The sequence below is a fragment of the Mesorhizobium sp. M2A.F.Ca.ET.067.02.1.1 genome (assembly GCF_004023285.1).
Classification (GTDB): domain Bacteria; phylum Pseudomonadota; class Alphaproteobacteria; order Rhizobiales; family Rhizobiaceae; genus Mesorhizobium.
On record NZ_RZSB01000066.1, the window covers coordinates 1 to 14,018 of the forward strand.

General features: G+C 63.8%; 13 protein-coding genes and 1 pseudogene. 10 read left to right on the plus strand and 4 right to left on the minus strand.

All coding sequences use genetic code 11. The features are described 5' to 3' along the window. The 3 genes from EOA28_RS08230 to EOA28_RS08240 all read left to right on the plus strand — a co-directional run. On the plus strand, window positions 1-1,597 hold a 1,597-nt coding region (locus EOA28_RS08230; protein WP_128314803.1), incomplete at its 5' end, for a heavy metal translocating P-type ATPase. Further along, window positions 1,594-2,043, plus strand: coding sequence for a thioredoxin TrxC (trxC, locus tag EOA28_RS08235; protein ID WP_127250441.1), 450 nt, complete (start codon window positions 1,594-1,596; stop codon window positions 2,041-2,043). The genes EOA28_RS08230 and trxC, both read left to right, overlap by 4 nt. 84 nt (window positions 2,044-2,127) lie before the next feature. After that, the gene (locus EOA28_RS08240) at window positions 2,128-2,514 is read left to right on the plus strand and encodes a hypothetical protein (RefSeq protein ID WP_127250440.1); all 387 of its coding nucleotides are present in this window, start codon (window positions 2,128-2,130) and stop codon (window positions 2,512-2,514) included. 148 nt (window positions 2,515-2,662) lie between these two features. Here EOA28_RS08240 and EOA28_RS08245 read toward each other — a convergent pair whose 3' ends face one another. After that, window positions 2,663-3,646, minus strand: coding sequence for a zinc-dependent alcohol dehydrogenase family protein (locus EOA28_RS08245; protein WP_127250439.1), 984 nt, complete (start codon window positions 3,644-3,646; stop codon window positions 2,663-2,665). Between the two features lie 484 nt (window positions 3,647-4,130). On the opposite strand from EOA28_RS08245, the gene EOA28_RS08250 reads away from it, so the two are divergent. Both EOA28_RS08250 and EOA28_RS08255 read left to right on the plus strand, forming a co-directional pair. Further along, window positions 4,131-4,775 (plus strand): helix-turn-helix domain-containing protein, encoded by a 645-nt coding sequence (locus EOA28_RS08250; protein ID WP_127250438.1) that lies wholly within the window; start codon window positions 4,131-4,133, stop codon window positions 4,773-4,775. Between the two features lie 47 nt (window positions 4,776-4,822). Beyond that, window positions 4,823-5,338, plus strand: coding sequence for a GNAT family N-acetyltransferase (locus EOA28_RS08255; RefSeq protein WP_042647298.1), 516 nt, complete (start codon window positions 4,823-4,825; stop codon window positions 5,336-5,338). A 62-nt stretch (window positions 5,339-5,400) separates the two neighbouring features. Here EOA28_RS08255 and EOA28_RS08260 read toward each other — a convergent pair whose 3' ends face one another. After that, window positions 5,401-6,588, minus strand: a complete 1,188-nt coding sequence (locus EOA28_RS08260) for an acetate/propionate family kinase (RefSeq protein ID WP_127250437.1) — start codon at window positions 6,586-6,588, stop codon at window positions 5,401-5,403. 62 nt (window positions 6,589-6,650) lie between these two features. Further along, entirely contained in the window at window positions 6,651-9,032 is a 2,382-nt protein-coding gene (locus EOA28_RS08265) for a phosphoketolase family protein (protein ID WP_127250436.1), read from the minus strand. A gap of 288 nt (window positions 9,033-9,320) precedes the next feature. Between EOA28_RS08265 and EOA28_RS08270 the strand changes: the two genes are divergently transcribed. Continuing rightward, window positions 9,321-9,536 carry a DUF1858 domain-containing protein gene (locus EOA28_RS08270; RefSeq protein WP_127250435.1) on the plus strand — a complete coding sequence of 72 codons (216 nt, stop codon included), beginning with the start codon at window positions 9,321-9,323 and terminating at the stop codon, window positions 9,534-9,536. Here the strand turns inward: EOA28_RS08270 and EOA28_RS08275 are convergent. Next, window positions 9,533-10,237 (minus strand): Crp/Fnr family transcriptional regulator, encoded by a 705-nt coding sequence (locus EOA28_RS08275; protein WP_126079224.1) that lies wholly within the window; start codon window positions 10,235-10,237, stop codon window positions 9,533-9,535. The genes EOA28_RS08270 and EOA28_RS08275 overlap by 4 nt on opposite strands. Before the next feature lie 206 nt (window positions 10,238-10,443). Between EOA28_RS08275 and EOA28_RS08280 the strand changes: the two genes are divergently transcribed. The 4 genes and pseudogenes from EOA28_RS08280 to EOA28_RS08295 form a co-directional block, all read left to right on the plus strand. Then, window positions 10,444-11,640: an NnrS family protein gene (locus EOA28_RS08280; protein ID WP_127250434.1), complete on the plus strand. Its 1,197-nt coding sequence runs from the start codon at window positions 10,444-10,446 to the stop codon at window positions 11,638-11,640. 146 nt (window positions 11,641-11,786) lie between these two features. Then, window positions 11,787-12,233, plus strand: coding sequence for a pseudoazurin (locus EOA28_RS08285; protein ID WP_126062654.1), 447 nt, complete (start codon window positions 11,787-11,789; stop codon window positions 12,231-12,233). A gap of 254 nt (window positions 12,234-12,487) precedes the next feature. Then, window positions 12,488-13,591 (plus strand): copper-containing nitrite reductase, encoded by a 1,104-nt coding sequence (gene nirK / locus EOA28_RS08290; RefSeq protein ID WP_127250433.1) that lies wholly within the window; start codon window positions 12,488-12,490, stop codon window positions 13,589-13,591. Between the two features lie 65 nt (window positions 13,592-13,656). Further along, window positions 13,657-14,018: pseudogene (locus EOA28_RS08295) on the plus strand (formylglycine-generating enzyme family protein); the annotation flags it as partial.

The following is a 14,018-nucleotide window of genomic DNA, read 5'->3' on the forward strand; positions in this document are numbered from 1 at the left end:
CGGCGGCACCGTGCTTGAAGATCTGGCGCGCGGCCGGGCGGCGCGGAATCTCAGGGCTCTGACCGACAGGGCGCCGCGTGTGGCGCACCGGAAATCCGCACATGGCACCGAAACTGTCGCGATCGACCAGGTGGCGGTCAGCGACGAGCTTCTGGTGCGCGCCGGCGAATTGCTGCCCGTGGACGGCGTCTTGATCGACGCCTCGGCCCAGCTCGATGAGTCGACGGTCACCGGAGAGCCCCTGCCGGAGCGGCGCGGCGCCGGCGACGCATTGCGCAGCGGCACCGTCAATGTCGGCGAGGCCTTTGTCATGCGGGCCTCGGCCATCGCCGACAAAAGCACCTACGCCGCGATCGTGCGCATGGTCGCCGCCGCGCAAACCGCCAAGGCGCCGTTCATACGCGTTGCCGACCGTTTTGCCCTGCTCTTGCTTCCGGCCACGCTGCTGATCGCCGCCATCGCCTGGTATCTTTCCGGTGATCCGATCCGCGCTCTCGCCGTTCTGGTGGTCGCGACGCCCTGCCCGCTGATCCTCGCGGCGCCCGTCGCATTCATCGGTGGCGTGTCGCGTGCCGCCCGCGCCGGCATCCTCATGAAGGGCAGCGCGGCGCTGGAGGCGCTCGCCCAGATACGCACCGCGATCTTCGACAAGACAGGGACCCTGACGCTCGGCGGCGCCGAGCTGATCGAGATCGACGTCGCTCCAGGCCAGGGAACCGATGAACCGCTGCGGCTGCTCGCCTCGCTTGAACAGGCTTCGCACCACGTCCTTGCGGATTCGATTGTCCGCATTGCCCGCCATGGGAACCTTTTGCTTTCCCAACCCTGTGATGTCCGCGAGCATCGGGGAGAAGGCCTTGAAGGTCAGGTGGATAGGATGTCGGTCGCGGCCGGGTCGAGGCCGCTTGTTCTCGGAAGCGGGCCATTGCCCAACTGGGCCGAGAGCGGAGAGAGCCGGTATCGCGAGACGCAGGTGCTCAGGGTGTTTGTGGCCATCGATGGCCGGCTTGGCGCTGTTTTCACATTCGGAGACGCCATACGCGAGGATGCGCCCGGCACTGTCGAGGCTTTGCGTTCGGCAGGCGTCACCCGGATAGTCATGCTGACTGGCGATGACGGCGCGGCGGCCGAAAAGGTCTCCGCTTCGCTCGATCTCGATGCCGTCTTCGCCAACGCCACGCCGGCCGACAAGGTTGGGACAGTCGAGGCCGAAAAGGCTGCGGCGCCGACGATGATGGTCGGCGACGGCATCAACGATGCGCCTGCCCTTGCCGCGGCGACCGTAGGCATTGCCATGGGAGCCCGCGGCGGGACAGCTTCGTCCGAGGCGGCGGACGTGGTCGTGCTGACCGACAGGCTGGAACCTGTCGCGGAAGCATTGCGTATCGCCAGGCGCACGCGCGGGATCGCCCTGCAGAGCATCGTCGTCGGGCTGGGGCTCTCGGGCGCGGCGATGATCGCGGCCGCCATGGGGCATATAACGCCGGTGGCGGGAGCACTGCTGCAAGAGGGCATAGACGTCGCCGTCATCGTCAATGCGCTGCGGGCCCTTGGCGACGGGCGTCTCGGCCGCGATCGAAACGGGAGAAGGTCATGACGCAGGAGAATCTGGCGGTTTGCACCAAATGCGGCGTGGTCAACCGCCTGCCGCCGAACCGAAACAGCGCCGAAGCGCAGTGCGGAAAATGCGGCGCCCGGCTGTTTTCAGGAGTTCCGCAGGACATCGACGCAGCGAACTTCGACCGTCAGATCGGGCGCGGCAGCCTGCCCGTCCTCGTCGACGTCTGGGCTCCCTGGTGCGGTCCCTGCAAGATGATGGCGCCGGCTTATGAGGCCGCCGCCAAGACGCTCGAGCCGCACATCCGGCTGGTCAAGCTGAATTCCGACAAGGAGCAGGCCATCGCGGCGAGGCTGGGCATTCGCGGCATCCCCACCATGATCCTGTTTCACCGCCTGCGGGAAATCGCGCGCGTATCGGGGGCAATGAGCGCCGGCCAGATCGTCAATTGGGTTCGCGGCCACCTGCCGACAGGCACCAGTTGAGACCGCGGCACGCCGAAGCCCGTTTGACCTTGATCAAGGTGACCCCCGGCCGCCGCGATAGGAATGGCCTCGAAGGAGTCTGCCATGACCAGCTTGCACGACCTCACCCCGAAATTCAGGAACATCCGCCTGCTTCTCGCACGCGAAAAAGGTCATCCGGAAGGAGACCGCGAGGAAGGCTACGATGTGCTCGCACCGCTCACCAACGAGGGACGGCTGGACGCGGAGGAGTGGAAATCGCACAAGGGCTTCTGCCGCGTCCGCCGCTTCCGCACCGGCGAGGACGATCTTGTCGGCCGCCTGCGGCGCAAGCCGGGCGGCCAATGGTATTTCGACTACGCCGAGGGCGATCGTGACGACGAGGTTGGCTTTCATCTCGGCGAGGAGCGCTTCGTCACCGGCGAGTACGTCTCGATCAAGCGCAACGGCGCCATGCACACCTACCAGGTGGCCCGCGTCGAGCAGCCATAGCGCAGCTCGGCAAGCCGTCGCGAGAAGAATGTCGCGCTGCGTGCCTGTTCTCATCGGCCGTCCCGACCCGCCCTGACCGACTCTGCCTGCCAGGGACGAACCGGCTAAAGCAGATAAGACGGCCGTGCGAACGCGCGCTCCAGGACCATCACGGCTTAAGGACGGCGGCGCCACTCAGCCGGCCCATGCGCAAATCATCCAGCGCCTGGTTCGCCCGCTCCAGCGGATAGACCTTTGTGTGCGTGCGCACCCGGGAGTCCCTCGCGATCGGAAAGAACTCCTCGGCGTCCCGGCGGGTCAGGTTGGCGACCGACACCAATTCCCGTTCTTCCCACAGAAGCCTGTAGGGCATCGATGGAATGTCGCTCATATGGATGCCGCCGCAGACCACCCGGCCGCCCTTGCGGACAGCGCGCAACGCCGCCGGCACCAGGTCGCCGACCGGTGCGAAAATGATCGCGGCGTCAAGCTCGACCGGAGGCAATGCGTCGGAGGCGCCTTCCCAGGCAACGCCCAATGAACGCGCGAATTCCTGTGCCTGGATGTCGCCAGGCCGCGTTAAGGCAAAGATCTCACGTCCCTGCCAGATTGCGACCTGCGTGATGATATGCGCGGCGGCGCCGAAGCCAAAGATGCCCAGCCGGCGGCCATCGCCGGCCTTCTTGAGACAGCGCCAGCCGATCAGACCAGCGCACAGGAGCGGCGCCAGCGACACCGGATCGGCGGCGGCATCGAGCTCGAAGGCGAAATGCTCGTCGGCAACGACATGACTGGCGAAGCCGCCGTCGCGCGTGTAGCCGGTGAAGAGCGGCTGGTCGCAGAGGTTCTCGGCGCCGGCGTTGCAATAGGGACAATGTCCGCAAGTGTGCCCCAGCCACGGAACGCCTACCCTTTGCCCAAGCCTGGCTCGCGACACGCCTTCACCGACAAGATCGACGATGCCGACGATTTCGTGGCCCGGCACGAGCGGCAGCCTTGGCCGTGGCAAGTCACCGTCCACGACGTGCAGGTCGGTGCGGCATACCGCGCATGCCTCCACCTTGAGCCTGATCTCGCCCGCCCCCGGCAAGGGATCCGGACGGTCGACGAGTTTCAGAAGCGTACTGGGCTTTTCCAGCACCATTGCCTTCATCACGCTTCCCCGTTTCTCGGAAGACAGACTGGAACGGACCGGCTTTCCCTCGGCACGAAAAATGAAACCTCGCTGGTCCGGCATCCTTTCCTATCGCGAGCGCCTTATCCTGTCCGGATACGGCCGGACGTGGCCACGTCTTGCTGGGACATGCTTTCTGGCACGGAGCATTTCGAAATAAAGGCCTGCGGCGGCAAGATAGGCAAGGCCGAGTATCCCGGTCCAGATTTCAATCATATCGGAGGTCATGGTCGGTTTCCCCTGGTTGCTCCGGCCAGACAATGCCGGGTCAAATCATGCCGGCCTTGATCGCGGTCAATCGCGGACCCAGTTGGCGCACGGGCCAGGTGGCCTGCTCGACACGCCTAGCCCGACCAGGTGATTTCAGGTCGCACTAAGTAGTTTCCCGTAGGGACATAACCGAATTTCGGCATGGCCGGATTTGGGCGATTGCTGTTGCCACAAATTCACTGGGACCACAGCCATGTACGCTCAAGCCTCCGCCAAGATCGAACTGCCGTCCTATCTCCCCCATCAGAGCCCCGCGCCCGTCTTCGAAGGGCCGGCAACGCCGGTCAGCTTCTTCACGGCAGGCGCCGAAATCTATGCCCAGGGCGAAAAGGCCGGCGCACTCTATCAGGTCGAATTCGGCGCGGTCCGCATCTACCGCCTGCTCGCCGACGGCCGCAGGCAGATCAGCGCGTTCCACCTGGCGGGAGAGACCTTCGGTTTCGAGGCCGACGCCACCCATCACTTCTTCGCCGAGGCGATCAACGCGACCGGTGTCCGGGTCTTCCGCGCTCCGTCAGGCACGGACATGTCGCGTCAGCTCCTGCCTCTGGCGCTCAAAGGCCTGACCCGGGCGCAGGAACATCTCCTGGTGCTCGGCCGCCAGAACGCCATCGAGCGCGTCGCGGCATTCCTCGTCGAGATGTCGGAGCGTCAGGGCGGGCTGCGGCAGGTGGAACTGCCTATGTCGCGCAACGACATCGGCGACTATCTCGGCCTCACCATCGAAACCGTGTCGCGGGTCTTCACCCGGCTGAAAGAGAAGGGCGTGATCCGCCTGCTCAGCCTGCGCAGCATTGAAATTTTGAAACGCGACACGCTGCTGGCAATGGGTGAATGAGGCCATTGCGCCAATCCCGCGCATCAATCCTGAAAAGGGGGCTGAAAATGAAAACCATGCTTACGACCCACACCGGATTTCGCTTCGAGGTGCGTCGAGCGCGTCCCGACGATGAGCCGATCGTCGCCGAGTTCTTCACCCATGTGACGCCGGAGGATCTGCGCTTCCGCTTCCTCGGAGCGGTGAAGGAGGTTTCGCATGAGCGGCTTGTGGCGATGACCCGCTCCGACGATCCGCACGTCCATAATTTTCTCGCCTTCTCCACCGACGGAATGCTGATCGCGGTGGCGACCCTCGCCGCGGACCCGGCCGATCGGCGTGGCGAAGTCGCCATCTGCATCCGCGAGGATCGCAAGCATCTCGGCGTCAGCTGGGAATTTCTCGGTTATGTCGCGCGTTATGCCGACGATCATGGGATAGAGACCATCGAATCGATCGAGAGCCGCGAAAACCGCGCAGCGATCGAACTCGAGCGCGAGATGGGCTTCATCGTCACGACGGATCCCGACGACCCGACGCTCGTCCTGGTTCAGCGGAAGCTCGGCGCCTCGTTGCCGGGCTGAGGCGAGTCGCATTTGTTTGATGATATCGCCCGGGAGCGCCGCGCGCTTCCGGGCGATATCATTTAGTCTTTGCCTTCGAAGCCTTCGAAGCCGAGCAACTCAGCGGCCACCGCACGTTCCTCGTCGGCGGGAATGACAAGCACGTCGACCAGGGAATCCGGGGCGCTGATCAGTTCTTCGCCATGCGCGTTCAACTCCTCGTCGAGCCCGACGCCCAGCCATCCCGCGGCTTCGCAGATGCTCTGCCGGATCGCGGGCGCATGCTCGCCGATGCCCGCCGTGAACACGATGGTGTCGAGCCCGCCAATCGCCGCGGCAAGCGATCCGATCTCGCGCCCGACACGATAGACGAAGAGATCGACGGCGCGCATCGCCGCCGGGTCTTTCGATGCAAGCAGCGTCTGCATGTTTCCCGAGATGCCGGATACCCCGAGCAGACCGGATCGCTGATAGAGCAGGTCGGCAAGTTCCTCCGACGACAGCTTCCGGTCCTGCAGAAGGTGCAGGAGGATGCCGGGATCGATCGCGCCGCAACGCGTGCTCATGACCAGGCCGTCAAGCGTCGAGAAGCCCATGGTGGTGGCGTGGCTTACGCCTGCCTTCATCGCGCACAGGCTCGCACCGCTGCCGAGATGGGCAACGATCGTCCGGCCGCCGGCGGCGGCGCCATAACGGTTGTTGAGCTCGCTGGCGATATGGCTGTAGGAGAGCCCATGGAAGCCGTAGGAGACGATGCCTTGCTCCGCCATCTCATGCGGCAGGCCATAAAGCCTTGCGTGCTCGGGCTGCGCCGCGTGGAAGGCCGTATCGAAGCAGCCGACCTGCATGGTGCCGGGCAGGAGGCGGCTGGCCAGGTCGACGAGCTCCAGGTTGATCGCCTGATGAATCGGGGCGAGCGGCTCCAGCCTGCGCAAGGCACCGAGCGTGCGCTCGTCGAGCAGCATTGCGCGGACAAACTCCCGGCCGCCATGCACGATGCGATGTCCGACCCGGCCCACCCGGCGCAGGAGGCCGCGGTCCGCAAGATAGGACGCAACGGCTTCGAACGCCGTGCCGATGGAGATCGGCTGTTCGCCAAGGCTCCTGTCGAATGGCGGCGTCATTGCCGTTGGCGCGACGTGGAGCCGGGGCCGCTCGCCGATCGACGAGACGCTGCCACGCACCAGCAGATGGAGCTCGTCGCGCCATTGGAAGACGGCGAACTTCAGGCTCGATGAGCCGCCATTGAGGACGAGAATTGCATCGGTCATGGCCGGCCGGTCCCCGCCGCTTTTGCAAGCCCGATCCTCTCAGCCCGGCGCCTCGTCATCGATTACCGCTCCCACTTCCAGCCGAGTATCTCGGGCATGTCCTGCCCGTGCTTGCGGATATAGGCTGCGTGCTCGATCAGCTTGCCTTCCATGGCCTGCCTCAGCTGGATGTGCGCGCCGGCCGGCTCGGGAATGCGGTCGAGCACGCCGAGCACGAGATGATAGCGGTCGAGCCCGTTCAGCACGGTCATGTCGAACGGCGTCGTCGTCGTCCCTTCCTCATTGTAGCCGCGCACATGGATGTTGTCGTGATTGGTCCGCCGGTAGGTCAGGCGGTGGATCGTCCACGGATAGCCGTGATAGGCGAAGATGACAGGCTTGTCCCTGGTGAACAACGCGTCGAACTCATGGTCCGACAGCCCGTGCGGGTGATGTTCCTTCGGCTGCAGCGTCATCAGATCGACAATGTTCACCACACGGACCTTGAGGTCGGGAATGTGGCGCCTCAGGATCTGAACGGCGGCCAGGGTCTCGAGCGTCGGCACGTCGCCGGCGCAGGCCATCACCACATCCGGCTCGGCGCCGCCGTCGGTCGACGCCCATTCCCATATCCCAATGCCGGCGCCGCAGTGGACTTTCGCCTCGTCGATGGACAGCCACTGCCAGGAATTGGCCTTGCCGGCGACGATGACGTTGATGCGGTTCCATGTCTTAAGCACATGGTCGGTCACGCAAAGCAGGCTGTTGGCGTCCGCCGGCAGGTAGACGCGCACGACGTCCGCCTTCTTGTTCAGCGCCACGTCGATGAAGCCTGGATCCTGATGGCTGAAGCCATTGTGCTCCTGCTGCCAGACATGGCTGGACAACAGATAGTTCAGCGAGGCGATCGGTCGCCGCCAGGCAAGCTTGCGGCAGGCATCCAGCCATTTCGCATGCTGGTTGAACATGGAATCGACGATGTGCGTGAAGGCTTCGTAGCAGGAGAAGAAGCCGTGGCGCCCGGTGAGCAGGTAACCTTCCAGCCAACCCTGGCAGGTATGCTCGGACAGAATTTCCAGAACCCTGCCTTCCCGCGCCAGGTGGACATCCTCGGGAAGGATCTCTTCCATCCAGGCGCGCTCCGTCACCTCGAAGACATCCTGCCACCGGTTCGAGGCCGTCTCGTCGGGGCCGACGATGCGGAAGTTCCTGGCAGCCCGGTTCAACGTCATGACGTCGCGCAGGAAGCGGCCCATGACACGGGTCGACTCCGCCTTGACGCCGCCGGGCCGCTCGACCGGGACAGCGTGCTCATCCAGGCCAGGCAGTTCGAGAGACCGCCGCAGCAGGCCGCCATTGGCATGCGGATTGGCGCTCATGCGCCTGTCACCTTGCGGCGCGGTGGCGCGGATCGCGGCCAGGGGTGCGCCGGCGGCGTCGAAAAGCTCTTCGGGCCGGTAGCTTCTCATCCACGCCTCAAGCATCCTCAGATGCTCGGGGTTTTCGGCCAGGCCGGAAAGCGGGACCTGGTGGGCGCGCCAGAATCCCTCGGTCTTCAGCCCGTCGACCTCCTTCGGACCGGTCCAGCCCTTCGGGCTTCGCAGCACGATCATCGGCCATTTCGGCCGCGGCTGCGCGGTCTTCGCGCCGCCGCGGGCCGCATCCTGGATCGCCTTGATGCGGTCGAGCGCATCGTCGAGCACGAGCGCCATCCGCTCATGCATCAACGCCGGATCGTCACCTTCGACGAACAGCGGCTCGTAACCGTAGCCGATGAACAGCGCACGCAGCTCTTCCTCGGGGATACGGGCCAGAATGGTGGGATTGGCGATCTTGTAGCCGTTGAGGTGGAGGATCGGCAGCACCGCGCCGTCAAGCGCCGGGTTGAGGAACTTGTTGGAATGCCAGGAGGTGGCGAGCGGCCCGGTTTCCGCCTCGCCGTCGCCGACGACGCAGGCGACGACAAGGTCCGGGTTGTCGAAGGCCGCTCCATAAGCGTGCGAGAGCGCGTAGCCAAGCTCGCCGCCTTCATGGATCGAGCCGGGCACATCAGGCGCCGCATGGCTTGGGATGCCGCCGGGAAACGAGAACTGGCGGAAGAGCTTCTTCATTCCGGCCTCGCCCAGCGCAATGTCCGGATTGGTCTCGCTGTAGGTGCCCTCGAGGTAGGTGTTGGCCACCATCGCCGGCCCGCCATGGCCTGGACCGCAGACATAGATGACATTGGCGTCGCGTTGCCTGATGGCACGATTGAGATGCGCATAGATGAAGCTGAGACCAGGCGAGGTCCCCCAGTGGCCGAGCAGCCTTGGCTTGACATGATCCAGCCGAAGAGGTTCGCGAAGCAGCGGATTGTCGAGCAGATAGATCTGCCCGATGGTCAGGTAGTTGGCGGCACGCCAGTAGGCATCGATGTCTTGCAGTTCCTGCGCGGACAGACGATTGGCGCTGGGATGCTCGGTCATTTCCGACTCCTTCGCTGGGTTGAACCGATGCGGATGAAGCACAACGCATCAACGCTGCCACCGGTTCATGACCGGTCCATGTCAGGACCGGGCGCGCCTTCGATCTATCCGGCAGGGAGCCAGCGGGCTTTGATCCATCGCAAAATGCCGAGGCAGGCCGGCCGCGGCTCCAAACAGCATCGCAAAACTGCATCCTGTAAGACAAGACAGCGCCTTCTTTGCTTCAGAGCAACGAACGCATTGAAAAGACCCGTCAGGATAGTTGTTCGCAAAATGCGGACAGACAAGATGAAACGCAAATTGAACGACGATGCGACGATGGATGGGATCATGCGCGAGACGCCGGCGGCTGTTCGTGTCGTCCTCCAGCACGGAATGTTGTGCGTCGGCTGCCCGATCGCTTCCTTCCACACCGTTTCGGACGCGGCACGCGAGCATGACTTGGACGAGGATCAGCTTCGCTGCGACCTGGAGGCGGCCATTGACGCCGGCGGAGCGGGCTAGCCCTTTGCCGAGCGGCCTTCAGCGATGACGAGGAGGCGATGGGGTTCGACCACGACCACCCTTTGTCGCCCGCTCTTGACCAACCCCTGGTCTTCCCAGGCGGAAAGCAGCCGGCTGACCGTGTGAAGTGTGGTGCCTGTCATCTCGGCAACGTCCTGGCGTGAAATGGGGAAGTCGATCATGATGCCTGCCTCGGTCTTTTTCCCCGACTGCTTGATCAGCTTCAGCAAGGCATGCGCAACGCGCTGCTCCACCTGCTCGGTGGACATCTCGATGACGCGAGCATGAGCGTCCTGCAGCCTTATTCCCACCGCCTTGTAGGCATTGGCGCTGAAGCTCGGGTAGCTCGCCGCGAATGTAGCCCAGAGCTGGCTCGGCCAGGCGAGCGCCACGCAATCGACCGCCGCAAGGGCATTCGCCGGATAGGTCGTCCGGCCCAGCGCGCTGGCGATCCCCATCAATTCGCCCGGGCTTATGTAGCGCACGGTCACCTCATGACCATCCGGAGTCGATTTCACCACGCGCACATGGCCGTCGAGCAGAAGGAAGAACGAATGGGCCTCCTGCTCCTGCTCGAAAACCGGCTGATCCTTGGCGATGCGAATGGACCTTGCCTGTCCGATTATGCGATCCAGGTCCGCGGAGGCGATCCCCTCGAAGACAGGCAGTCCGGCAATCAGCGATCGATCAAGGCTTGCCAACTGCCTTCCTCCCCAACTTCAACGCTGCAATGCGTTCAGGCTCTGCCTGACTGTGTCACGGACGACCGCCCGTCGACAAGTGAAGCCTTCCCCTCGGTGTGGCAAGGCGATCACTCCCTTGTTTGCGCTGAGGCAAATTCCGGACCTCAGAGCCCGGATAAAAGCGGCCCAGCAGGCGTCTTGCCTGGTTTTCAATGGGGCATGTCATGGCAATTCCACGGACGCGGCCAAGCGCCTATCCGGCAATTCTCTCCTACGGGTTCCGGCCATTCTTCCTTCTGGGCTCGCTCCAGGCCGCCATTGCGATGCTGCTGTGGCTGCCCCTTTATTACGGCAGGCTGGTAACCTTCAGCACATTCCTGCCCGTGGACTGGCATATTCATGAGTTGCTTTTCGGCTACCTGCCGGCGGTCGTGACCGGCTTCCTGCTGACCGCAATTCCGAACTGGACCGGCCGGCTTCCCGTTCAGGACTTTCGCCTCCTTGCGCTGGTGTTACTCTGGGTTGCCGGTCGGGCGGCCGTGTTCCTTTCCGCGGAAACCGGATGGCTGCTGAGCGCGGCCATAGACTGCTCTTTTCTTCTGGCGGTGGTTGCGGCCGCCACAACGGAGATCATCGCCGGACGGAACTGGCGGAACCTCAAGGTGCTGCTGCCAGTCGCGACCCTATTTGCGGCAAACGTCATATTTCATGTTGAAGCGCATTACCAAGGCATCTCCGACATGAGCCGGCGCCTGGGTCTTGGAGCGGTCGTCGTCCTCATCATGATCGTAGGCGGGCGAATAGTCCCCAGCTTCACCCGCAATTGGCTGGTGCGCGAGAACCCCGGCCGGATTCCGGCATCATTTGGCAAGTTTGACATCGGAACGATCGCGCTGTCCGCCGTCGGCCTCGCGGCCTGGACCTTCTTTCCCGCCAGTCTTGCAACCGGCGCGCTTCTGATCGCGGGAGCGGTCTTCAATACTGTTCGGCTTGCCCGCTGGGCGGGCGATCGGACACTGGGCGATCCGTTGGTGCTGATCCTGCATATTGCCTTCGTCTTTGCGCCGCTAGGCCTGCTGCTTGCCGGACTGACCGTCCTCGCACCGGGTGCCGTTCCAGCGGCGGCAGGCATTCACGCATTTGCCGTTGGAGCGGTGGCCTGCATGACGCTTGCCGTGATGACCCGCGCCTCCCTCGGCCACACAGGCCGCGAACTGGCGGCAGGCGCCGGAACGCGTGCGATCTTCGTTGCGATCGTCATCGCAACCATCCTGCGCGTAGCTGCGGCCATGGCTCCCGGCGCTCCGATCCTCCTGCACGTCTCGGCGGCGCTATGGGTTACCGCTTTCGTCGGCTACGCCGTGTTCTTTGGCGGAATGCTCACGCGGCCACGCCGGCAAGCGCGTAACAACGCTGAATGAACGCTTGGGCCGACACTGACCATCATGCCGGTTCCGCGCCATCACTTTCGTCGCGGCATTTGAGCTAGCGCAAATCGCCACGTCCTCCGACGATCTAAAAGCGCGCGACGGTAGATGCCGTGGTGAAACAAGAAAGGAACTCTCCGATGAAACTGCCCCTCATTGCCGCGGCGGTCGCGTTGCTCTCGATGGCCGGCGCCGCGAATGCCGAAGAACATGTCGTCCAGATGCTGAACAAGGGTGAAAAGGGCGCGATGGTCTTCCAGCCCAACTTCGTCCGGGCGGCGCCCGGCGACACGATCAAGTTCGTGCCGACCGACAAGACTCACAATGCCGAGGTCATCAATGGAATGCTTCCGGACGGCGCCGAGCCCTTCAAGGGCAAGGCGAGCGAGGAGATCACGGTCACCCTCACCAAGGAAGGTGTCTATGGCGTGAAATGCGCTCCCCACTACGGCATGGGCATGGTGGCGCTGATCGTCGTCGGCAAGCCGGTCAACCTGGAGGCGGCAGAAGCCGTCAAACAGATCGGCAAGGCAAAGCCCGTCTTTGCCGAGCTGTTCGCCGAGGCGACCAAAGCCGCTTCGAACTGATCCGACAGCATGGGGGGCTGCCTCCGGCAATGGCGGGCCGGAGGCACGGGCCGGGCAGACCTTGGGAGAGGTCCTGCCCGGCCATCTTTTTGTCGGCCGCGTGTGCGCGGTGTGCCTATCTGGCCTTCCGGTAGAAGCAAACTCCTCAACAAAGAGCAACTGCACCTGTCACAGGTTTGCGCAAGCGCAAAGATGAGATTCTCGAAGTCGATATTCTGACGATATCGAAATGATTGAAATGAGGAGAGGTTATGATGCTTACGAGACGCGAAGCTTTGCTGGGTTCTGTTCTTACCGCCGCCGCTGTTGCCGCCATCGGCTCGACGCCGGCGATGGCGGCCGTGACGGGTGTGGCAGAGCTGCCGCGCGAAAAGGTCACGCTTGTCGCGCCGCCTTTCGTGCACGCTCACGACCAGGTGGCCAAGGGCGGCCCCAAGATCGTCGAGTTCACCATGAAGATCGAAGAGAAGCCGATGGTCATCGACGCCGACGGCACTCAGCTCAACGCCATGACCTACAACGGTTCCATTCCGGGCCCGCTCATGGTCGTGCATGAGGGCGACTATCTCGAGCTGACCTTGATCAACTCCGACGCCAACACGCTCGCCCACAATATCGACTTCCATGCGGCGACCGGCGGGCTCGGCGGCGGTGCGCTGACGCTGATCAACCCCGGCGAGCAGGTGACGCTGCGCTTCAAGGCGACCCGGTCCGGCACATTCGTCTATCATTGCGCGCCTGGCGGGGCGATGATCCCCTGGCACGTGGTGTCGGGGATGAGCGGGGCGGTGATGGTCCTGCCGCGCGATGGCCTGAGGGACGAAAAGGGCAAGCCCGTACGCTACGACCGCATTTACTATATCGGGGAGAACGACTTCTACATCCCGCGCGACGAGCAGGGAAAGTTCAAGAAGTACGACTCGGCCGGCGACAACTACGACGACACCGTGAAAGTGATGCGCGGCCTTGTCCCGACGCATGTCGTTTTCAACGGCAAGGCTGGATCGCTGACCGGCGAAAACGCCATGAAGGCCAAGGTCGGAGAGACGGTGCTCATCGTCCACTCGCAGGCCAATCGCGACACCCGTCCGCACCTGATCGGCGGCCATGGCGACTTCGTCTGGGAACATGGAAAGTTCGGCAATCCCCCCGCCAAGGATCTCGAGACTTGGTTCATCCGGGGCGGATCGGCGGGCGCCGCGCTCTACGCGTTCCGGCAGCCGGGCGTCTACGCCTACGTCAATCACAATCTGATCGAGGCCGTAGAGCTCGGCGCGACGGCGCACTTCACGGTGGACGGAAAATGGGACGACGATCTGATGATGCAGGTCGAGGCTCCCAAGGCGATTGCCTCATAGAAGGTCGATCGACCTGCGACCCGCCGGCGATATCGGCGGGTCGCAGCCGCTAGCGGAGCTTGAGCATGTCCTTCGATCCTGTCTTCACATTGGGAACGATTGCGGCCGCCGCCCTCATCGGTCTCGGCGTCAGCAATGCGATCGACGGGGCGACGTCCTCGCGGGTTCCAGCTGCCGTGGCGAAGCTGGTCGCCCTGGCGCCCGGATCACTCGAAAATCCGCAGCCTGGTGAGTTCCTCCGGGACAATCATCCCGTACCCGCACCCGTGGCGAAGGAAACCATCGACACGCCACTGGAAATCATGAAGTTCCAGGTGACGGCGTCGGACTATGACCTTTGCGTTTCGGACGGCGCCTGCAAACCTGCCGACTCGCGTCTCGTCGGCAACGTTCCGGTGACGGGCGTCAGCTTCCTCGATGCCCAGGC